This is a genomic window from Streptomyces sp. NPDC003697, assembly GCF_053587115.1.
On record NZ_JBSFNN010000024.1, the window covers coordinates 62,897 to 83,103 of the forward strand.

The window sequence follows — 20,207 nt, forward strand, 5'->3', positions numbered from 1 at the left end:
CAGCCCTTGGCCCCGCCGAGGTCACAAGCTCCACGAGGGCTTCACCGCGCCCCGTGGGAACAGACCGCGCCAGAGGGACCGGGGCCCGTCAGCGGCGCCCGGCCGCCACGGTGCCCGCTCCCCGGCCGGCGGCGCCCGTCCCGGCGTCCCGCCGGCGCCGCCACAGCACCACCGGCACCATCCCGGCGAGGGCGACACCGTCCGGGGCGGCCGTCAGGGCGCCGGCGGCCGAGGACTGCTCATCGAGGCCGAGCTGGTCGAAGGTGTCCGGCACGGGCAGCGTGCCCCAGCGGTTGATCGGCCAGGCGCGCACGATGGCGCGGCCGACGACCTCGTGCACGGGCACCATGCCGTGGTTCTCGTCGTTCTGGTTGTAGCGGGAGTCGCGTGAGTTCTGCCGGTGGTCGCCCATGACCCAGATGGAGCCCTCGGGCACCTTCACCCTGAACTGCCCGCCCTCCTGGTCGACACTGCAGGGCGTGTTGCCGGGGTAGATGTACGGCTCGTCCAGCGCCTTGCCGTTGACCCTGAGCGGGCCGGTGCCCTTGCACTCGACGGTGTCGCCGCCGACGCCGATGACGCGCTTGATGAGGTCCTTCTCCTCCGCGGACGGCATGAGGCCGATCCAGCTGAGGAAGGTCTGCAGGGCGTTGGGCTTCGCGACCGGCTCGCCGGCCAGCCACTGGTCCGGGTCGTGGAAGACGACGACCTCGCCGCGGTCGGGCTCGGAGCCGAACCACGGGGTCAGCTTGTCGACCAGGACCCGGTCGCCGCGCTGCAGGGTGTTCTGCATCGAGTCGGACGGGATGGAGAACGCCTGCACGAGGAACGTCTTGATCAGCAGCGCCAGCACCAGCGCGATGCCGATCAGGATGGGCAGTTCCTTCCAGAAGGAGCGCGGCTTCCTCTGCTGCGGGGCCCTGCCGCCCGTCCCCTCGTCATCGCTCTGGTTCTGCTCCGTCACCGTGCCATCCTCGGGTCCCCCGGAGTCGTTCCCGGAGGTCACGCGTCCGTCCGCGACGGGGGCAGACGCTCCCGGGGTGCGTCCGCGGTTCTCCTCGCCGTGGTTTCCTGACCGTGCGCCAACCGCCACATCCCCCACGCCAACTCCTTACTCCTCGCCGCCGCCTGCCGCATATGCGGCGCAGGCCCACCACTCCCATAACGAGCGGGAGTTCCGCAGGGGTCGGGAGCCGTACCGATCCGTGGGGATCGTCGGAGCCAACACTATGCGAGATGTGGGGGGCAGCGGTCGACCCGGAGGTCGCGTCGGTCACCGAGGCGAAGGTTTTGGGCTCCTTCAGCGTGTTCCAGTGGCCGAGGGGCCAGGCGATGACCATGGCGCGGCCGACGACGGAGTCCTCCGAGACGGTGCCGCCGTAGGCGGTGTCCCGGTGGGCGCGGGAGTCCGCGGAGTTGTCCCGGTGGTCGCCCATCACCCACAGGCGTCCCTGGGGGACGGTGATGTCGAACGGCGTGTTCGAAGGCGCGTTGCCGGGATACAGGTAGCCGCCCTCGTCGAGGGGGACGCCGTTGACGGTCACCCGTCCCTGCGCGTCGCAGCACTTGACGTGGTCCCCGCCGACTCCGACGACCCGCTTGATGAGGTCCTTCTCGTTCTCGGAGGGCAGCAGGCCGATGAAGGTGAGGGCCTCCTTGAACTGCTTGACGACGACGGGGTCGTTCCTCCTGGTGGTCTGCTCGCCGGCCAGCCAGCCGCCCGGGTCCTGGAAGACGACGACGTCCCCGCGCTGCGGCCTGGAGCCGAACCAGGGGGTGAACTTGTCCACCAGGACGCGGTCGCCGATCCGGATCGTCTGCTCCATGGACCCCGAGGGGATCACGAAGGCCTGCAGGAGGAAGGTCTTCAGCACGAGCGCGATGAGGACGGCCACGCCCACGAGGAGGGGGATCTCGCGGACGGTGGAACGCCTGCGCTTGCGCTTCACCTTGCGCTGCAGTTTGCGCCGCTCGGCCCGGGTGCGGCCGCCGGCGGGGCCGGTGGCGCGCCGCGCCCCGGTGGGCAGGAGGTTGTCCGCGGGCCCGGCGGGGACGCCGCGTGGTCTGCCGCGGTTACCCATGGGCGCCGTCCGCGTTCTTCGATCCGGCCGCCCCGGGGGTGGGCACGCGCGCGTAGCCGCCGGGACGGTCCAGGTGGGTCCAGTGGCCGGCCGGCCAGACGATCCAGTCGGCCCGCCCGACGACGTCGCCGACCGGGATCATGCCGCCGCCGGGCGAGCCCAGGTGGTCACGGGAGTCGCTGGAGTCGCTGCGATGGTCGCCGAGGACGAACAGGGTGCCGTCGGGCACCGTGACGTCGAAGGGCACCGTGGACGGACTGTCGCCGGGATAGAGGAACGTCGACTCGTCGACCGACCGGCCGTTCACCCGGATCCTCCCGTCCTTGTCGCAGCAGACCACGTGGTCTCCCCCCACACCCACAACGCGTTTGATGTAGTCGGCGTCCCCGAAGTACCCGGTGCCGTCGAAGACGACGACGTCCCCGCGGCGCGGCTGGGCACCGAAACGGTACGCCACCTTGTTTACGAGAACGCGGTCCCCGATCCTCAATCGCTGTTCCATGGAACCGCTCGGGATCTGGAACGGCTGCGCCACGAACGTGCTGAAGAGGAGCAGAAAGACCAGGCAGGTCAGCAGGGTCAGGGTGATCCGCCCGCCGGGGAGCCAGGTGGTGATCCGTGACACCAACGACGAACGCGACCGGCCCTCCGGCCCCTCGGTGTCCGGGATCGCACCGGATCCGGGAGGGCTGGAGGAGCGGTCGCGCTCCGTCGGCTGTTCTTCGGTGTCCATCGGGGCCAGATGCTATCCGTCCCCGCGGCGGACCCCGGGAGGCGCTCAGCTGTCGCGCTTCTCCTTGATCTTCGCCGCCTTGCCGCGCAGCTCACGCAGGTAGTACAGCTTGGCGCGACGGACGTCACCGCGGGTGACGAGCTCGATCTTCTCGACGATCGGGGTGTGCACCGGGAAGGTGCGCTCGACGCCGACGGAGAAGGAGACCTTGCGGACCGTGAAGGTCTCGCGCACGCCGGAACCCTGGCGGCGGATCACCACGCCCTTGAACTGCTGCACACGGGAGCGGTTGCCCTCGATGACGCGGACGTGGACGTTGACGGTGTCGCCCGGGCGGAAGGCCGGGACGTCGTCGCGGAGCGACGCGGCGTCGACGGTGTCGAGCAGGTGGGACATGTCGTCTGCTTTCTTCGCTGATGCCACAGGTCATCAACGGGACCTAGATGTTCGAAAGGGATGGCCGTGCGCGTCGGGACGGGCGTCGTGTCCCCCTGTGGCAGGGGCGCACGCCGGACGGGCGCACAACAGCGGCCTATTCTTCCATGCCGTCGGTCCTGCGCCAAAATCGGCCGTGCGGCTCGCCCTCGGGGTACGGCGTCCAGCCCAGGATGGAGAGCATCTCGCGGTCCTTCTTGTCGAAGGCCCCGGGCGCGCAGCGTTCTATCAGGTCGGGCCGGTTGGCCGTGGTGCGCCTCAGCGCCTCGTCGCGCCGCCAGCGGGCGATCTTCCCGTGGTGGCCGCTGAGCAGCACCTCCGGGATGTCGCGACCGCGCCACCGGGGCGGCTTGGTGTAGACGGGGCCCTCCAGGAGGCCGGCCATGGCGCCGGGCGCGAAGGAGTCGTCGCGGTGGGACTCGGCGTTGCCCAGGACGCCGGGCAGCAGCCGGGCCACGGCCTCCGTGACGACCAGGACGGCCGCCTCGCCGCCGGCGAGGACGTAGTCGCCGATGGACACCTCGTACACGGGCACGCGCGTGGCGTACTCGTCGACGACGCGCCGGTCGATGCCCTCGTAGCGGGCGGGTGTGAAGATCAGCCAGGGGCGCTCGGACAGCTCGACGGCCAGTTCCTGGGTGAACGGGCGGCCGCTGGGGGTCGGCACGATGAGCGCCGGCCGGCCGACGCCGCTGTCGTAGCCGTCGGCCAGGACGGAGTCGAGGGCGTCGCCCCAGGGGTCGGTCTTCATGACCATGCCGGGGCCGCCGCCGTAGGGCGTGTCGTCGACCGTGTTGTGCCGGTCGTACGTCCAGCTCCGCAGGTCGTGCACGTGGACGTCCAGTTGCCCGCGGGCGCGGGCCTTGCCGACCAGGGAGACGTTCAGCGGTTCGAGGTACTCGGGGAAGATCGTGACGACGTCGAGCCGCATCTACGCCTCATCCCCGGACGGCTCGTCGCCGGCTTCCCGGGCCGCCGGGGCCTGCTCGGCCCCCGCGGCCTCCCGCGTCCGCTCGTCCTCCCCGGATCGCCCGGTCTCCCGCTCCTGCTCGGCCTCGCGGGCCGACGCGATCTCCGCTCGGTCGTCGATCAGGCCGGGCGGCGGGTCGACGACCGCACGCTGCTCCTCCAGGTCGATCTCGGTGACGATCTCCTGGACGAACGGGATCATGACCTCGGTCCCGTCCGGGCGTTCCACCACGAACAGGTCCTGTGTGGGAAGGTGCGAGATCTCGGTGATCCGGCCGACCTCCATCCCGTCCACCGTGACCACGTCCAGGTCCATGAGCTGGTGGTCGTAGTACTCGTCCTCGCCCTCGGGCAACTCGTCCGGGTCGACGTCGGCGATCAGCAGGGTGTTGCGGAGGGCCTCGGCCGCGTTGCGGTCGCCGACTCCCGCGAAACGCAGTAGCAGGCGTCCGCTGTGGACGCGGCCCGTCTCGATGGTCAGCGGCCCGGCCGAGGCGGGGTCGGTCGCCAGGACGGCGCCGGGGGCGAGCCTCAGCTCCGGCTCGTCGGTACGTACCTCGACGGTGACCTCGCCCTTGATGCCGTGGGCGCGGCCGATCCGTCCGACTACCAGCTGCACTGTAAGAAGATCTCCTGTCGTGTGCCTACGGCGTGACGTCGTGGACGACTACGGGCCGGGGACGGCCCAGTGGCCCTCCCCGGCCCGAGCCGGTGCGATCAGCGTCAGCGGACGTCGTCCGCGTCGACCAGGTCGACACGGACGCCGCGGCCGCCGATGGCGCCCACGACGGTGCGCAGGGCGCGCGCGGTGCGGCCGTTGCGGCCGATCACCTTGCCGAGGTCGTCCGGGTGGACCCGGACCTCGAGCACGCTTCCGCGGCGCAGATCGCGCGAGGCGACCTGCACATCGTCAGGGTTGTCGACGATGCCCTTCACGAGGTGCTCAAGCGCCTCTTCGAGCATGCTGCTCAGGCCTCGGCAGACTCGGACTCGGCAGCCGCCTCGTCCTTCTTCTCGGTCTTCTTCTTCTGGGTGATCGCCTCACCCTTGCCCTCGTCGTCGCCACCGATGGCCTCGAACGACGGACGCGCGGCCTTCTCCTCCGGCTGCAGCAGCGGCGCGGGGGCGGGCTCGCCCTTGAACTTCTGCCAGTCGCCGGTCTTCTTCAGGATGGCGAGCACGGGCTCGGTCGGCTGGGCGCCGACGGAGAGCCAGTACGCCACGCGCTCGGAGTCGACCTCCATGCGCGAGGGGTTCTGCACCGGGTGGTACAGGCCGATCTCCTCGATGGCCCGGCCGTCACGGCGGGTACGGGAGTCGGCGACGACGATGCGGTAGTGAGGCGAACGGATCTTGCCCAGACGCTTCAGCTTGATCTTGACTGCCACGGGAGTGGGTTCTCCTGGAATTGACGTGGTTGGGCACGGCGGAACTGCCGCGTGGGGTTGCGGTACCCGAGTGCCCGACGGACGCGTCAGCCGGAGGAGAGAGGGGTCCTGTGCGGCTGTCGAGTACAGCTGACCATTGTGCCACACCGGAGAGGTCGCCCCGGCCGCGGGTTGGAGACAGCGTGCGGGCATGGCTGAGAGGCGCCCGGTACCACGGGCGCCGTGCGGGCGGGTGCGCTACCCGGCGGTGCGGGGTGCCTGCGAGCGGCACCCCGCCGTGCTCCGCGTACCGCGCCCGGCATCCACGAGATGCCGGAAGCGGTCAGCCGGCCGCAGCGCCCACCACTTCGGGGATCCGGAACGGCTTGCCGCAGCCCCCGCACACGATCGGGGCCTGGGCCAGCACGGACGGGACCACCCGTACGTTGCGGCCGCAGTCGCAGACCGCCTTGACCCGCACCCCGCCGCCGGAGGACCCGTGCCGGGCGGCCGGGCCACGGAAGGCACGGCCGGCCTCCTCGGAGGTGGCCGCGGTATGGGCCTTCAGGGCGCGTTGCAGGCGTTCGATGGTCGGGCGGTAGCGCCGCTTCGCCTCGGGACTGAGCGTGACCAGCGAGAAGCCGCTGCTGGGATGCGGCTCGTCGGGGTGGTCCAGGCCCAGTTCCTCGGCGATCGCGAGGAAGCGGCGGTTGTGGTAGCGGCCGGCGCGGGAGGTGTCACGCACCCCGCGGGCGGCGGCGATGCCGTGGACTGCTTCGTGGAGCAGTCGCTCGAAGGAGAGTTCGTGCCCGCAGGCGGACGACGATTCTCCGATCAGGGACTCTGGCGCGGCAAGGTCAGGCAGCTCGGGGTGGTACCGCTGAATGTCGGCCCACGCCTGTGCCAGCTCTGCGGCGAGAACAGGTGGTGTCGTGCTCACGTAATGACAACGAGCCGGACCACCTCTGTGTTCCTATTCCGGGCCATCCCAAATAATTTGCACGTACCCGTCAGTTGCCACTGATGCATGCTGACGAGGGCGGGTGCGCTGAACTGCGGAGAAGCCTCACAGGTCGCACCAAGCCGGTGCGTAGTCCGTCCTACGGACGCCCGCCCGGTCGGTGCGCGAGCATCGGGCCGCCGGCGGTCCGAGGACGCGCAAGACGTGTTTCGGCCGCATCCCGCCCGGCCGCGGCACCGGCCGGCGTGTGCCGCCCCGGCGACGTTACCGGGTGCGCCCGTCCGCTCGGGCACCGGCCCGCGCCCGGCGGACGAAGGCCGGCCACCCGGTCGCCGGCGCCCCAAGCCGGCGAACCGCGCCCGACGTGCGCGGACGGCGTGGGCATGGGCGTCCGCCCGCTGCGCACCGGCGGCCGGCCCACACGCGAACCTGGCCGGAACGCGCTGTCCCCCCGATCGCGGCAGGACCGCCCGGGCGCCGCGACGGTACTCGCCACCCGTTGTCATCGCCGGTGACACGATCAGGCCGGCGTCCGGCCACCCGGCGGGCTGACCATGGCACATGCCGTCGCCATGACCCGTCGGCAGGCCCGCACGGTGCCCGTGCGGGGGAAGCCGCCCCCGGGTCGTGGAAGGGCCGCAAGCAGGGCCCCGCGACCCCTGGACGCGATGGGGAGTGCGGAGTTACCTGGCATACGGGAGTGCGGGCGCACTGCACGGGGGCCTCGGAGAAGGAGCACAGCGGCGACACTCGGCTGATTGGGGCACTGATCCATGACACCTACGCTCGTGCGGCAGCACGTACGGCACGCCGGACAGGGCTCCCGCGTCGACCTGCGTGCACGCGCGCGTGACTGGTCCGAGATCCAGGAGCGGATGCTCGTCCCGCTCTACGAGGCCGTCTACGAGCGACTGCGAGTGGGGCCCGGCACCCGGCTGCTGGGGCTCGGCTGCGGTTCCGGGCTCGCCCTGCTGATGGCGGCCACCCGGGGGGCGGCGGTCACCGGTGTCGACGCGGCCTTCCCCGAGCGGCTCGCCCTCGCGCGGCAGCGGCTGGTGCCGGAGCAGCGGGGCACACGCGCGCGGGCGGACGCCCGGAGCGCGGACGGGCCGCCTCACGCCCGGCGCGCGCAGAGCCCGCCGCCCGCCATGCGGAGCGCCGGGGGACCGCCCCCGGCGCCGCGGATCGTCGAGGGCTCGCCCCGGGACCTGGCCGCCGGCACCGCCGCGCCCGCCTTCACCGTGGTGACGGCCTTCGAGCCGATCGGGTGCCTGGCGGGCGACGCCGACGGGCTCGCCGAGCTGCTCGCCGCCGCGACACCGACGGCCGCACACGGGGCACCGGTGGTGCTGGCCGGCTGGGGACCGCCGGAACGGTGCGCCACCTCCGCCGTGCTGCGGGTGGCCGCCAGGCCGGCCGATCCGCTGCGGGGCCCCGGCAGCTGGCGTCCCGCCCGGCGCGACGACCTGGAGGAGGTGGCCCGGCGCGCCGGTCTGCGGCCGGACGGGTCGGGGCGCGTCGCCTGCCCGTTCGGGTACGCCGACGCGGACAGCGCGGTGCGGGGGCTGCTGTCGACGGGCCTGTTCGACGCGGCGGTCGAGGCGACCGATCAGGCGCAGGTCGACAAGGAGCTGGCGGAGGCGCTCACCGGGCACCGGCGGCCGGACGGGACGGTGTGGATGCCGAACGTCTTCCGGTACCTGATCGCCCGCACGCCCTAGGGCCGGTCCGGGACCGCCCGGGCCCTGCGGGTTCGCGCCGGATCGGGATGCACTCGGGGGCGGTCGGCGACGCGGCGACGCACGATGCGCGGCGGGACGCCGTGCCGTGCGCCGCGGACGTGGCCCCGGGCCCATCCGGCGGGACACGGACGAACCCCGGGGGCTCAGGTGTCCGCGTCCGTCTCCTTCCGCAGGCGTGTGATCCCGGCGATCCGGTAGGCGTCGTGTTCGTCGAGCGTCTCGCTGTCCAGCAGCGCCTGCGCCAGCGCGTCCAGTTGCCCGCGGTGCTCGCGCAGCTTGTGGCACGCCTCCTGGTAGCAGTCGTCGACGATGCGCCGCATCTCGGTGTCGATCACGTCGAGCGTCTGCGGGGCCGCCGACAGGCCGTACGCCTGCTGCGCGTCGCTCGGGAGGGCGGACAGCCGGCCCACCCGTTCGCTCATCCCCCAGCGGCCGACCATCCCGCGGGCGATGCTGGTGACCTGCTCGAGGTCGCTCTCGGAGCCGGTCGTGACGACCCCGTAGACCACATGTTCCGCGGCCATGCCGCCGAGCGCGCCGATGATGCGGCCGCGCAGGTACTCCTCGGAGTGCGCGTACCGCTCGGACTCGGGCGTCGACAGGGTCACCCCGAGCGCGCGGCCGCGCGGCACGATGGTGACCTTGCGGACCGGGTCGGCGCCGGGCTGCAGCATGCCGAGCAGGGCGTGCCCGCTCTCGTGGTACGCGGTGCGCCGGCGGTCCTCCAGGGGCAGGACGAGCGTGCGTTCGGCGCCGAGCTGCACCTTCTCCAGCGCCTCCGACAGGTTCGCCCGCGTCACCGCCTCCTGCTTGCGCCTGACCGCCAGCAGCGCGGCCTCGTTCGCGAGATTGGCCAGGTCCGCGCCGGTCATGCCCGGGGTCGTGCGGGCCACCTGGGCCAGGTCCACGTCCGGGGCGAGCGGGATGTCGCGGGTGTGGATGGCCAGGATGGCCTCGCGTCCGCCGCGGTCCGGCGGCAGCACGTTGACCACCCGGTCGAAGCGGCCCGGCCGGGTCAGGGCCGGGTCGAGGATGTCGGCGCGGTTCGTGGCGGCGATGACGATCACGCCCTCCGAGCCGGAGAAGCCGTCCATCTCCGTGAGGATCTGGTTGAGCGTCTGCTCGCGCTCGTCGTGGCCGCTCACCGACGCCCCGCCGCCCCGCACCCGGCCGATGGTGTCGATCTCGTCGATGAAGACGATCGACGGCGCGACCTTGCGTGCCTCGGCGAACAGCTCGCGGACCCGGGAGGCGCCGACGCCGACGATCATCTCGATGAACTCGGAGGCGGAGGCCGAGAAGAACGGCACGCCCGCCTCGCCCGCCACCGCGCGTGCCAGCAGGGTCTTGCCGGTGCCGGGCTGGCCTGCGAGGAGGACGCCGCGCGGCATCTTCGCGCCCATCCTGCGGTAGGCGTCGGGGTGCTCCAGGAAGTCGACGACGTCGTCCAGCTCGCCCTTGACCTCGTCGATGCCGGCCACGTCGGCGAACGTCGTGCGCTGGGTGCCCGGGCGCAGTTCGACCGGTCTCGGCGGCGCCTTGCGGCCGAAAACGCCGCCCGGACCGCCGCCGGCGCCCAGGCCGATCCGCCGTACGAAGAAGACCCAGACCGCCACCAGGATCACGATCGGCACCAGCGAGATCAGCAGGTTGGACAGGAAGCCGCGCTCCTGCACGACCGGCTGCGCAGTGACCGTGACGTCATGGCTGCTCAGGTTCTGCCAGAGCCGGTCGTCCGCGAACGCCGGGCGCTGCGTCCGGAACTTGGTGTAGTCACCGCCGCCCTCGGGGTCGTTCCGGGGCTGCTTGAGCTGGCCCTGGATCGCGTCGCCCTTGGAGTAGATCTTGCTGACGTTGTTGTCCTGGACCTGCCGGCTGAACTCCGTGTAGGAGATCGTCGGCTCGTCGCCCCGGCCGAGGTAGGTCAGGCCCAGGTAGGCCGCCAGGAAGACGACCACCGCGGCGACGAGCAGTCCCCACCACCCGCCGCGCATCCTCCGGCCGCCCGGCCGTCCGGGCGGCTCGCTCGGTGTTCCCTCGGTGCGCCACGGCTGGTCGGGGTCCGTGCGTGGTGGCGCGGCGTTGCCCATACCAGGACGTTACGGCACAGGCCAGGCCCCGGCATACGCTGAGGGCGCCCCTCGGCGGGAGGGGCGCCCTCAGCGCATGCCGGCGGTCCGGTGCGTCAGCCCATGAACTTCTTGAACTCGTCCGGCAGCTCGAAGTCCTGACCGCCCTGCTGCGGCAGCCCCAGGGCGCCTCCCGCCTGGGCCGCGGCGGCGCGGCGTGCCGCCTCCTCCTGCTCCTGCTGCTTGCGCTTCATCGGGTTGCCCGAGCGCTGCTTGCCCTTGGCCTTCTTCTGCTGCTTCTTCTGCCGGCCGGGGCCCCCGCCCATGCCCGGGATCCCCGGCATGCCGGGCATGCCGCCGCCCTGGGCCATGCGGGACATCATCTTGCGGGCCTCGAAGAACCGCTCGACGAGGTTCTTCACGGCGCTGACGTCGACACCGGAGCCCTTGGCGATACGGGCGCGGCGCGAGCCGTTGATGATCGTGGGGTCCTGGCGCTCGCCCGGGGTCATCGACTTGATGATCGCGGCCGTGCGGTCCACGTCGCGCTCGTCGATGTTGTTGATCTGGTCCTTGATCTGGCCCATGCCCGGGAGCATGCCGAGCAGCTTGGAGATCGAGCCCATCTTCCTGACCTGCTCCATCTGGGCCAGGAAGTCGTCGAGCGTGAAGTCCTGGCCCTTCTTGGAGGCCAGCTTGGAGGCCATCTTCTCGGCCTCGTCCTGGCTGAAGGTCTTCTCCGCCTGCTCGATCAGGGTGAGCAGGTCGCCCATGTCGAGGATGCGGGAGGCCATCCGGTCCGGGTGGAAGGCGTCGAACTCGTCGAGCTTCTCGCCGTTCGACGCGAACATGATCGGCTTGCCGGTGACCGACGCGACCGACAGAGCGGCACCACCGCGGGCGTCACCGTCGAGCTTGGACAGGACGACGCCGTCGAAGCCGACGCCGTCGCGGAAGGCCCCCGCCGTGTTGACGGCGTCCTGACCGATCATCGCGTCGAGGACGAAGAGGATCTCGTCCGGGGAGACGGCGTCGCGGATGTCCGCGGCCTGCTGCATCATCTCCTGGTCGATGCCGAGACGGCCGGCGGTGTCCACGATGACGATGTCGTGGACCTTGGTCCTGGCGTAGTCGATGGAGTCCCTGGCGACCTTGACCGGGTCGCCGACGCCGTTGCCCGGCTCGGGCGCGTACACGGCGACGCCCGCGCGCTCGGCGACGACGCTGAGCTGGTTGACGGCGTTCGGACGCTGGAGGTCGCAGGCGACCAGCAGCGGCGAGTGCCCCTGCTCCTTGAGCCACCGGCCGAGCTTGCCCGCGAGGGTGGTCTTACCGGCACCCTGCAGACCCGCGAGCATGATCACGGTGGGCGGCTGTTTGGCGAAGCGCAGGCGCCGGGTCTCGCCGCCCAGGATGGTGACGAGTTCGTCGTTGACGATCTTGAGGACCTGCTGGGCGGGGTTCAGCGCGCGGCTGACCTCGGCGCCGAGGGCCCTCTCCTTCACATTCTTGATGAAGGCGCGGACCACGGGCAGGGCCACGTCCGCTTCGAGGAGCGCGATGCGGATCTCGCGCGCCGTGGCGTCGATGTCCGCCTCGGAGAGCCTGCCTTTCCCGCGGAGGCTCTTGAAAGTCGCGCTGAGGCGGTCGGAGAGGGTGTCGAACACGGCGGCGTCGGTCCTCGGGAGTCGGGGTCGTTTCGGGCTGCCCTCCAGGGTATCCGGCCGCGCGGGCAATTCGTTCCCGCCCGTCGGACACGGACACCGGGCGGGCGGGCGGACGGCATCGGACGGCCGTGCACCGGGCGGGGCGCGCCGCGCACGGGCGGGGGTCGAGCGCGTGGTGGGCCGGGCACGGATGCCTGCGGTCCAGGCGTCGGCGGTGGCCGGGCGGCCTGGCGCCGGTCCCGGCTCGCCGCGTCAGGATCCGGCCTCCAGGGGGCTGAAGCCCGGACGGCGGGCCTCAGGGGCCTGGGCACCGACGGGCCCAAGGCCGGACACCGATCTGGCACGCCACGTGCGGGCGGGAGCCGCACGCCCGGGGGCCGGCCTCTCGCTCCGGCCCGCCGCGTCGTGCGGCAGGGTCCGGACGGCGCGGGCCGGCGCCGGATGCCTGCGGTCCGGACCCCGGCGGAGGCCGGACGCCGGGCGTGTCCGGTCACCCCCGCAGGGTCTCCTCCAGCTTTCGTGCCACGGACGCCGCCTCCTCTCCCGGCAGCGGGGCGCCCGTCGCCGCGGTGACGTAGAAGGCGTCCACCGCGTTCGCACCCAGCGTGGACACGTGCGCGCTGCGCACCCGCACCCCGGCGTCCTCCAGCGCCCGCCCGATCCGGAACAGCAGCCCCGGCGCGTCCTGCGCGCGGACCTCGATCACGGTCGCGTGCCGGGAGGCGGCCGCCGCGACCGTCACCCGGGGCGGGGGCGCCACCACGCCCCGGCGGCGCGGGTGGGCGGCGTCGCGCTCGGCGAGCCGGCCGGCGACGTCGAGGGAGCCGTCGAGGGCGCGGACGAGGTCGGCACGCAGCCGGGCGGCCTGGGGCAGGGAGCCGTACTGGGCGGCCACCCGCCAGTCGAGCAGCAGGACCGCGCCGTCGTCCACGCCGCCGGGCAACTCCAGGACGTCCAGTTCGGCCGTGCGCACGGTCAGCCGGTGCACGGCGAGCACACCGGCGACCGCGGGCAGCACTCCGGGCTGGTCGGGCACGGCGATGAGCAGTTCCACGCCCAGTTGCTCGGGCTCGCCGGAGGGCGGCTGTTCCCGCGCCGGCGGCTCGGCCTGCGCGTGCAGCGCGAGAACCGGGCCACCCGTGCGGAAGGCTTCCACGGCCAGCCGCTCCTGCTCGGCGGTGGGCGCGCCGGCCACGCGTTCGCCGGGCGGGTCGCCGGCCAGGACCGCCGAGACCCGCGTGACCAGGTCCGCGACCAGACAACCGCGCCAGGAGGACCAGGCTGCCGGTCCGGTGGCCAGCGCGTCGGCCTCCGTCAGGGCGTGCAGCAGCTCCAGGGTGCCCTGGGTGCCGACCGCCTCGGCGACCGAGCGGACGGTCTCCGGGTCCTCCAGGTCCCGCCGGGTGGCGGTCTCCACGAGGAGCAGATGGTGCCGTACGAGGGTGGCGAGCACGGCGGCGTCGGCGCCGTCGAAACCGATGCGGCCGGCCACGTCCTTGGCGATGATCTCGCCGGCCACACTGTGGTCGCCGGGCCAGCCCTTGCCGATGTCGTGCAGCAGCGCGCCGACCAGCAGCAGGTCGGGACGGCTGACGCGGCGCGTCATCGCCGAGGCGCGCACGGCGGTCTCGATCAGGTGGCGGTCGACGGTCCAGACGTGCACGGCGTTGCGCTGCGGACGGCAGCGCACCCGTTCCCAGTCGGGCAGCAGGCGGGTGACCAGCCCCTCGGCCTCCAGCGCCTCCCAGACCTCGACGGTCGGGCGGCCCGAGCCCAGCAGGGTGACCAGTTGTTCGCGTGCCTCGGCGGGCCAGGGCGTGGGCAGCGGCCGCACGGTGGCCGCCATGTGCCGCACCGCGTGCAGGGACAGCGGCAGACCGGCCTGTGCGGCGGCGGCCGCGGCCCGCAGCGGCAGCACCGGGTCGCGTTCGGGGCGCGCGGTGCGGGCGAGCACCACCTCCCCCTCCTGCTCGACCACGCCCTCGGCGAGCGGGCTGCGCTCGACGGCCGGCCTCGCCTCGCCGAGGAGGGCGCGCAGTCTCGGCCGCACGGCGCGCGACCGCAGTACCCGCCCCACCTCCCGCCAGGTGACGTCACCGGCGTACGCGATGACGCGCGCCGCCTCGTACACCTGCCGCAGGAGTGTGTCGGCGTCGAGCAGGCCCAGACCGGCCGCCACCTGGTCCTGCTCCTGGAGGGCGAGCCGGTCGCTGGCGCGGCCCGTCGCCAGGTGCAGCGCGTCACGCACGTCGAGCAGGCGCCGCCGGGCGTCGGCGAGTCCCTCGCGCGGGGCGTCCGCAAGCCAGGAGGCGGCGACCGCGCGCAGGGCGGTGGCGTCGCGCAGGCCGCCGCGGGCCTCCTTCAGGTCCGGCTCCAGCAGGTACCGCAGCTCGCCCTGCCGGGCGGCCCGTTCGGCGCAGAGCTCCCGCAGTTCGGGCAGGCGTTTCGGCGCCTGGTTGCGCCAGTCGGCGAGGACCGTGGTGCGCAGCCCCGCCGTCAGCCCGGGGTCGCCCGCCAGATGCCGGGCGTCCAGCAGGCCGAGCTGGACCTTGAGGTCCTCCCCCGCGGTCCTCCGGGCCTCCGCCGGGGTGCGCACCGAGTGGTCGAGGGCGAGGCCGAGGTCCCAGACCGGGTACCAGATCCGGTCGGCCAGCGCGGCGACGGCGGACGGGTCGCCGCCGTCGTGCAGAAGCAGCAGGTCGAGGTCGCTGCGCGGGGACAGCTCGCCGCGCCCGTAGCCGCCGACGGCGACGAGCGAGACGCCCCGTGATCCGCCGGCCGCCGCGCCGAACAGGCCGGCCAGCCAGTCGTCGGTCAGCCGGGACAGGGCGGCACGGCGCAGCGGCCCGGACCGCGCCTCCTCGGTGAGGAGGCGCAGCCTGGCCGCCGCGTAGCCGCTGGGTCCCGCATCCCCTGCCTCGTGTCCGGCGTGCGTACGCGTCACCCGGCGACTCCCGTCCTCGTGCCTCAGAGCGCGTCCGGTCCGCGCTCGCCGGTGCGGACCCGGACCGCGGTCTCCACCGGCAGTGACCAGACCTTCCCGTCCCCGATCTTGCCGGTGCGGGCCGCCTTGACGATCACGTCGATCAGCTGCTCGGCGTCGTCGTCCTCCACCAGGACCTCGATGCGGATCTTGGGCACCAGGTCGACGGTGTACTCGGCGCCCCGGTAGACCTCGGTGTGTCCCCGCTGGCGGCCGTAGCCGCTGGCCTCGGTGACCGTCAGGCCGTGGACCCCGAAGGCCTGCAGGGCCTCCTTGATCTCGTCGAGCCGGTGCGGCTTCACGACGGCGGTGATGAGCTTCATGCGTCCACCTTCTTGGTCTGCGTGACGGCCGGGGCCGATGCGGCCGGGGTGCCGATGACGCCGCCGCCCGCGCCGCTGAAGTCGTACGCGGTCTCGGCGTGCTCGGCCCGGTCGATCCCGGAGACCTCCTCGTCCTCGCCGACCCGCATCCCGATCGTCCGGTCGAGCAGGAAGGCGAGGACCGCGGAAGCCACCAGGGAGTAGGCCAGGACCCCGAAGACACCCGCGCACTGCTTCCAGAACTGGTCGAGGCCGCCGCCGTAGAACAGGCCCTCGACGTCGGACTGGCCCTTCCCGCTGGCGAAGAGGCCGACGAGCAGGGAGCCGGCGATACCGCCGACCATGTGGACGCCGACCACGTCCAGGGAGTCGTCGTAGCCGAACCTGTACTTCAGGCCGACGGCCATGGCGCACAGGACACCGGCGATGGCACCGACCGCCATCGCGCCGAGCGGGGAGACCGCACCGCCGGACGGAGTGATCGCGACCAGGCCGGCGACCGCGCCGGAGGCGGCGCCCAGGGTCGTGCACGCACCGTGGCGGATCTTCTCGTAGGCGAGCCAGGCGAGCATCGCCGCAGCGGTGGCTGTCTGGGTGTTGACGAACATCAGCGGGCCGACGCCGTCGTCGTTGCCGAGCCAGGACCCGGCGTTGAAGCCGAACCAGCCGAACCACAGCAGACCGGCGCCGAGCATGACCAGCGGAAGGCTGTGCGGACGCATCGGGTCCTTCTTGAAGCCGACGCGCCGGCCGATGACGAGGATCACGCCGAGCGCGGCCGCACCGGCGTTGATGTGCACCGCCGTGCCGCCGGCGAAGTCGATCACCCCGAGGTCGTAGGCCCAGCCGCCGGTGCCCCAGACCCAGTGGGCGACGGGGAAGTACACGATCGTGACCCACAGCACCAGGAACAGCGACCAGGCGGTGAACTTCACGCGGTCGGCCAGCGCACCGCTGATCAGCGCGGGGGTGATGATCGCGAACATCAGCTGGAAGACGGCGAAGACGAAGGTCGGGACGGTGTAGCCCGGCCACAGGTCCGCCTTGCCGATGCCTGCGAAGCCGACGAAGTCGGAGCTCCACCCGATCAGCGAGCCCTTGTCGGACCCGAAGGCGACCGAGAATCCGTAGAGCACCCACAGAATGGTGACGAGCCCTAGGCTGATGAAGCTCATCATCAGCATGTTCAGGGTGCTCTTGACGCGGACCATGCCCCCGTAGAAGAAGGCCAGGCCGGGGGTCATCAGCATGACCAGGGCGGAGCAGATCAGCATGAAGCCTGTGTTGGCGGACGACAGCCTGGGCGCGTCCGCCGCGAGCATGATGGCTGGTGCCATCGGCGTCTCCTCGTCGTTTGGTACGGCCCCGTGCGGGCGAAGCCGGGAAGCGGCGGGTGGGTGAGGGGCGGGCCGGTTATGCGCCACGAGCCTGGCGGAGCGCCGTTTCGGCCGGCGCCCCTCATTGTTTCGCCGCGGTGACGAAGGCGCCCTGTGTGTTACGCCCCGGTGAAGCGCGGGGTGTGCGGCCACGCGATCGTTGTCGTGGCGCGGCCTTCCCCGGGCCGGCGGTGGGCCGTCGCCGCGGGGGCACGCGGGCCGGCCGCGGCGGCCTTCCGACGACCTGGCACGGGGGAGCCGAGTCGGGCAGTTCGGGAGGGCCGGCCGCGGCCGGGGTCCAGCGGGGTCAGACCGCTTCGGCGCTCTCGGGCAGCTCGGTGGCGAGCTGCTCGGTGAGGCCGATGACCTCGGCGAGGTCGCCGTAGTCGCGGACTGCGTTGTCGACGGTCTTTCGGATACGGGTGTTCACACGCTCGGAGCGGACCTTTTTGGCCACCCGCAGGGCCCGCACGGCGTACTCGGTGCTCTGCTCGGGCTCGCGCCGCAGCAGGTGCACCGTGGCCATCCCGATGAGGTTCAGCGCATAGGAGCGCTGGTGCTCGTGGTCCTCGGCGAAGAGCTGGACGGCCTTCTCCATCAGCGGCTCGGCCAGCGAGGCGTACGCCGGGCTGCGGCCGGCGACATAGGCCAGGTCGCGGAAGGAGTGGGAGTTCTCCCCGTAGAGCTCGGCCTCGGAGAAGAAGCGGATCCAGTCGGGGTCCGGCTCGTCCCAGTCCCCGGCGTCGGCGAAGGCGTCCTCGGCCATCCGCACGGCCCGCTTGCACTTGCCGGGCTGGCCCATGTTGGCGTAAGCGCGGGCCTCCATCGCGTACAGCATGGACTGGGTGCGGGGGCCGGCGCAGTCGCGGCTGCCGTACTGGGCGAGGTGGATGAGCTCCAGCGCGTCGTCGGGCCGGCCGAGATGGATCATCTGGCGGCTCATGCTGGAGAGGATGTACGAGCCGAGCGGCTTGTCACCGGCTTCCTTGGCGGCGTGCAGCGCGAGCACGAAGTACTTCTGCGCGGTGGGGTGCAGGCCCACGTCGTAGCTCATCCAGCCGGCCAGCTCGGCCAGCTCCGCGGCGACCTTGAACAGCCTGCGGGCGGTGGTCTCGGGCTGGGACTCCTGGAGCAGGTCCGTCACCTCGTGCAGCTGCCCGACGACCGCCTTGCGGCGCAGGCCGCCACCGCACTGGGCGTCCCACTGCCGGAACATCACGGCCGTCGATTCCAGCAGTTCGAGTTCGGGGCGGGAGAGCCGGCCGGGGCGCCGGCCGGCGGCCGACGGCTCGGGGGCGGCCGGAGCGGCGGGCGCGGGGACGAGCCAGCGCTGCAGCGGCTCGATCAGGGACGGACCGGCGGACAGCGCCAGCGACGTGCCGAGGAAACCGCGCCGCGCCAGCATCAGGTCGCTGCGCGAGAACTCGCCGAGCAGGGCCACGGTCTGCGGCCCCGTCCAGGGCAGGTCGACCCCGGTGGTGGACGGGGCCTGCCGGGCGGTGCGCAGGCCGAGGTCCTCCACGGAGACGACGCAGCCGAAGCGCTCGGAGAACAGCTCCGAGAGGATGCGCGGGATCGGCTCGCGCGGGTTCTCCCCGTCCAGCCAGCGCCGCACGCGCGAGGTGTCGGTGGAGATGTGGTTGGCCCCCAGCTGGCGGGCCCGGCGGTTCACCTGGCGGGCGAGCTCGCCCTTGGACCAGCCGCTGCGCACGAACCAGGAGGCGAGCAGCTCATTGGGGCGCTTGTCCGCACTCGCAGTGTTCGTCCCGCCACCGCCGCTGCCGCTCACTGGAACGCCCCCAATTCCCTGGAACCACTTGTCGCTGAGTGCGCCAAGCCCTATCAGGATGCCGGTCGATACGGCCGCCCGTCCGCTGGTTCTCACCCTTCGAACGCGAGGCCGACTTGCCTCCGGCATACCCACGAGCGCATGTGCCCCCAGGACCCGCACACTCACAGTAATCCCGCGATCACTGCTCCAGCCACGGGGATCCGGGAAACGCCACCATTCGCCACCCCTTCGAATGAACTCTCCGTGGCGTTGGCGCGATTCACTTGACATAGGACAGTCAGACGCGGGCGGAGCGGGGCGTCAGAGGGCGCGCGTCCTTGAGTGCACCACCTCGGATGCTTCCGGGCGCCGCCTGAGACGGGCGCCGCCGGGACACGACCGGAACAGAGAGTCACGACCCGCGTGCGGGTCGTAACCATCGAGGCACCGGCACCGTTGGAGGGGGCATGGGGTTCACGATCGGCGGCAATCGCGAGATCCGCTCCGGCGTGCGGCGGCGCGGCCGGTCGTCCCGCTCGCCGGAGTGCACAGCCGTGGCCGAGTACACCGGACTGTGGGGCTGGGACGTGGTGCGCGGCGCGCGGGCGGTCGGCGGTGCGTGCTCGTGCGGCCGTCGCGACTGCCCCGCCCCCGGCGCCCATCCCCTCGACTTCGCACCCGGCATCCCGGCGGGCGCCACGCTCGACGAGGCCACCCGGGCCTGGACGGAGATGCCCGGAGCCGCGGTCATGCTGGCGGCCGGGCGCGCGTTCGACGTGATCGAGGTGCCCGAGCCGGTGGGACGGCGCGCCCTGGTCCGGCTGGAGCGGATGGGCGTCCCCCTCGGGCCGGTGGCCGCCGCCCCCGAGGGGGTCGTCCACTTCTTCGTCGCCCCGGGCGCCGCGGCCGATCTGCCCGGGCTGCTCTACCGCATGGGCTGGGACGACCCGGCCTCCCTCGGCCTGCGCGGCCTGGGCGCGGGCGCGCACATCACCGCCCCGCCCTCCGACCGCGGCGGCCTCGGCCCGGTCCGCTGGCTGCGCGCGCCCGCCCTGGACACGGCGACGCCTCCGGAGGCCCGCCTTCTGCTCGGCACGCTGGCCTACGTGGCACACCGGTCCGGCGTCTGACGCCTGCCGCGGAGGCGACCCCCGGGCGGCCGGCCGTCACGGAGGTGAGGGGGCGGGACCGGTGCTCCGCGGAGCCCGCCCCCCGCTCCCTCCACCGCGCGGGCGGCTACCGCGGGCCTCCGTCTCCGGCCGCCGCCGTCGGTGCAGGCCCCTGGTCCCCGGGCTGGACGCGGACGAAGCCCCGGGGCCACTCGTCGGCGTCCACGGTGTACTCGTCGACGACGAAGCAGTCGGGTTCGTCGGCGAAGCCCGGCAGGAGCCGCGCCCGGCCCATCCGTTCCTCCGCCTTCTCCGCGGAGGAGTAGACACCGAGCAGCTTGACGTCGTCGCCGTCCTGCTCGTCGACGAACACGTCGGTGCCGTCGCGGTGCAGGGTCGTGCCGGCGTCACCGGCTTCATTGCGGTGTCCGACGTGCCACAGGAGATGGACCGGCATCACCGCAGGCTGCCCGTCCGCGTCGCGCGGGCCGATCCGCATCGCCGCGGTGCTGCCGGGCCCGGCGGGGTGAAGTTCCTGCACTGCCTGCCCGCCTTCCACGACCTCGGTACCGCGGTCGGGCGCGAGATCCACGAGCGGCACGGCCTGGAGTACCTGGAGGT

The 20,207-nt window shown here is 72.9% G+C and carries 18 protein-coding genes and 1 pseudogene; 3 read left to right on the forward strand and 16 right to left on the reverse strand.

Annotation, left to right across the window (positions count from 1 at the left end; genetic code table 11):
• Positions 1 to 88: 88 nt before the first annotated feature.
• The 9 genes from lepB (ACWDNY_RS12975) to ACWDNY_RS13015 form a co-directional block, all read right to left on the reverse strand.
• Positions 89 to 964: a signal peptidase I gene (lepB, locus tag ACWDNY_RS12975; RefSeq protein WP_451645786.1), complete on the reverse strand. Its 876-nt coding sequence runs from the start codon at positions 962 to 964 to the stop codon at positions 89 to 91.
• Entirely contained in the window at positions 939 to 2,081 is a 1,143-nt protein-coding gene (lepB, locus tag ACWDNY_RS12980; protein ID WP_451645787.1) for a signal peptidase I, read from the reverse strand. Before lepB (ACWDNY_RS12980) ends, lepB (ACWDNY_RS12975) begins: the two co-directional genes overlap by 26 nt.
• The gene (lepB, locus tag ACWDNY_RS12985; protein ID WP_451645788.1) at positions 2,074 to 2,814 is read right to left on the reverse strand and encodes a signal peptidase I; all 741 of its coding nucleotides are present in this window, start codon (positions 2,812 to 2,814) and stop codon (positions 2,074 to 2,076) included. The genes lepB (ACWDNY_RS12980) and lepB (ACWDNY_RS12985) overlap by 8 nt, the downstream gene beginning before the upstream one ends.
• 45 nt (positions 2,815 to 2,859) lie before the next feature.
• Positions 2,860 to 3,210, reverse strand: coding sequence for a 50S ribosomal protein L19 (rplS, locus tag ACWDNY_RS12990; RefSeq protein ID WP_451645789.1), 351 nt, complete (start codon positions 3,208 to 3,210; stop codon positions 2,860 to 2,862).
• Positions 3,211 to 3,346: 136 nt separating this feature from the next.
• Entirely contained in the window at positions 3,347 to 4,180 is an 834-nt protein-coding gene (trmD, locus tag ACWDNY_RS12995) for a tRNA (guanosine(37)-N1)-methyltransferase TrmD (protein WP_451645790.1), read from the reverse strand.
• Positions 4,181 to 4,837, reverse strand: coding sequence for a ribosome maturation factor RimM (rimM, locus tag ACWDNY_RS13000; protein ID WP_451645791.1), 657 nt, complete (start codon positions 4,835 to 4,837; stop codon positions 4,181 to 4,183).
• 104 nt (positions 4,838 to 4,941) lie between these two features.
• Positions 4,942 to 5,181, reverse strand: a complete 240-nt coding sequence (locus ACWDNY_RS13005) for an RNA-binding protein (RefSeq protein ID WP_451645792.1) — start codon at positions 5,179 to 5,181, stop codon at positions 4,942 to 4,944.
• A 5-nt stretch (positions 5,182 to 5,186) separates the two neighbouring features.
• Positions 5,187 to 5,606, reverse strand: a complete 420-nt coding sequence (gene rpsP, locus ACWDNY_RS13010) for a 30S ribosomal protein S16 (RefSeq protein WP_451645793.1) — start codon at positions 5,604 to 5,606, stop codon at positions 5,187 to 5,189.
• 322 nt (positions 5,607 to 5,928) lie between these two features.
• A complete protein-coding gene (locus ACWDNY_RS13015; protein ID WP_451645794.1) occupies positions 5,929 to 6,525 on the reverse strand; it encodes a hypothetical protein in 597 nt (198 codons plus the stop codon).
• Between the two features lie 794 nt (positions 6,526 to 7,319).
• Here ACWDNY_RS13015 and ACWDNY_RS13020 point away from each other — a divergent pair.
• Complete coding sequence (locus ACWDNY_RS13020) at positions 7,320 to 8,267, forward strand: SAM-dependent methyltransferase (protein ID WP_451645795.1); 948 nt, start codon at positions 7,320 to 7,322, stop codon at positions 8,265 to 8,267.
• Between the two features lie 164 nt (positions 8,268 to 8,431).
• Here ACWDNY_RS13020 and ftsH read toward each other — a convergent pair whose 3' ends face one another.
• The 6 genes from ftsH to nsdA form a co-directional block, all read right to left on the reverse strand.
• Positions 8,432 to 10,378, reverse strand: a complete 1,947-nt coding sequence (gene ftsH, locus ACWDNY_RS13025) for an ATP-dependent zinc metalloprotease FtsH (protein ID WP_451645796.1) — start codon at positions 10,376 to 10,378, stop codon at positions 8,432 to 8,434.
• A gap of 95 nt (positions 10,379 to 10,473) precedes the next feature.
• Positions 10,474 to 12,024 carry a signal recognition particle protein gene (gene ffh / locus ACWDNY_RS13030; protein ID WP_451645797.1) on the reverse strand — a complete coding sequence of 517 codons (1,551 nt, stop codon included), beginning with the start codon at positions 12,022 to 12,024 and terminating at the stop codon, positions 10,474 to 10,476.
• Positions 12,025 to 12,514: 490 nt separating this feature from the next.
• The gene (locus ACWDNY_RS13035) at positions 12,515 to 14,968 is read right to left on the reverse strand and encodes a [protein-PII] uridylyltransferase (protein WP_451645798.1); all 2,454 of its coding nucleotides are present in this window, start codon (positions 14,966 to 14,968) and stop codon (positions 12,515 to 12,517) included.
• A gap of 23 nt (positions 14,969 to 14,991) precedes the next feature.
• Positions 14,992 to 15,330, reverse strand: a complete 339-nt coding sequence (locus tag ACWDNY_RS13040) for a P-II family nitrogen regulator (RefSeq protein ID WP_289940149.1) — start codon at positions 15,328 to 15,330, stop codon at positions 14,992 to 14,994.
• Positions 15,327 to 16,667: an ammonium transporter gene (locus tag ACWDNY_RS13045; RefSeq protein ID WP_451645799.1), complete on the reverse strand. Its 1,341-nt coding sequence runs from the start codon at positions 16,665 to 16,667 to the stop codon at positions 15,327 to 15,329. Before ACWDNY_RS13045 ends, ACWDNY_RS13040 begins: the two co-directional genes overlap by 4 nt.
• 346 nt (positions 16,668 to 17,013) lie before the next feature.
• Positions 17,014 to 18,495 (reverse strand): transcriptional repressor NsdA, encoded by a 1,482-nt coding sequence (gene nsdA, locus ACWDNY_RS13050; protein ID WP_451645800.1) that lies wholly within the window; start codon positions 18,493 to 18,495, stop codon positions 17,014 to 17,016.
• Between the two features lie 449 nt (positions 18,496 to 18,944).
• Between nsdA and ACWDNY_RS13055 the strand changes: the two genes are divergently transcribed.
• Positions 18,945 to 19,607, forward strand: coding sequence for a bifunctional DNA primase/polymerase (locus tag ACWDNY_RS13055; RefSeq protein ID WP_451645801.1), 663 nt, complete (start codon positions 18,945 to 18,947; stop codon positions 19,605 to 19,607).
• Between the two features lie 106 nt (positions 19,608 to 19,713).
• Here ACWDNY_RS13055 and ACWDNY_RS13060 read toward each other — a convergent pair whose 3' ends face one another.
• Positions 19,714 to 20,043 carry a DUF7336 domain-containing protein gene (locus tag ACWDNY_RS13060; protein WP_451645802.1) on the reverse strand — a complete coding sequence of 110 codons (330 nt, stop codon included), beginning with the start codon at positions 20,041 to 20,043 and terminating at the stop codon, positions 19,714 to 19,716.
• A gap of 51 nt (positions 20,044 to 20,094) precedes the next feature.
• Between ACWDNY_RS13060 and ACWDNY_RS13065 the strand changes: the two are divergent.
• A pseudogene (locus ACWDNY_RS13065) lies at positions 20,095 to 20,207 on the forward strand (ornithine carbamoyltransferase); the annotation flags it as partial.

Excerpts from the sequence above, each read along its gene's own strand:
- rplS (WP_451645789.1), bottom strand. The coding sequence starts at position 3,210 with ATGTCCCACCTGCTCGACACCGTCGACGCCGCGTCGCTCCGCGACGAC.
- lepB (WP_451645788.1), bottom strand. The coding sequence starts at position 2,814 with ATGGACACCGAAGAACAGCCGACGGAGCGCGACCGCTCCTCCAGCCCT.
- ftsH (WP_451645796.1), bottom strand. The coding sequence starts at position 10,378 with ATGGGCAACGCCGCGCCACCACGCACGGACCCCGACCAGCCGTGGCGC.
- ACWDNY_RS13040 (WP_289940149.1), bottom strand. The coding sequence starts at position 15,330 with ATGAAGCTCATCACCGCCGTCGTGAAGCCGCACCGGCTCGACGAGATC.
- trmD (WP_451645790.1), bottom strand. The coding sequence starts at position 4,180 with ATGCGGCTCGACGTCGTCACGATCTTCCCCGAGTACCTCGAACCGCTG.
- ACWDNY_RS13055 (WP_451645801.1), top strand. The coding sequence starts at position 18,945 with ATGGGGTTCACGATCGGCGGCAATCGCGAGATCCGCTCCGGCGTGCGG.
- ACWDNY_RS13060 (WP_451645802.1), bottom strand. The coding sequence starts at position 20,043 with ATGCCGGTCCATCTCCTGTGGCACGTCGGACACCGCAATGAAGCCGGT.
- lepB (WP_451645787.1), bottom strand. The coding sequence starts at position 2,081 with ATGGGTAACCGCGGCAGACCACGCGGCGTCCCCGCCGGGCCCGCGGAC.
- ACWDNY_RS13020 (WP_451645795.1), top strand. The coding sequence starts at position 7,320 with ATGACACCTACGCTCGTGCGGCAGCACGTACGGCACGCCGGACAGGGC.
- ACWDNY_RS13045 (WP_451645799.1), bottom strand. The coding sequence starts at position 16,667 with ATGGCACCAGCCATCATGCTCGCGGCGGACGCGCCCAGGCTGTCGTCC.
- ACWDNY_RS13005 (WP_451645792.1), bottom strand. The coding sequence starts at position 5,181 with ATGCTCGAAGAGGCGCTTGAGCACCTCGTGAAGGGCATCGTCGACAAC.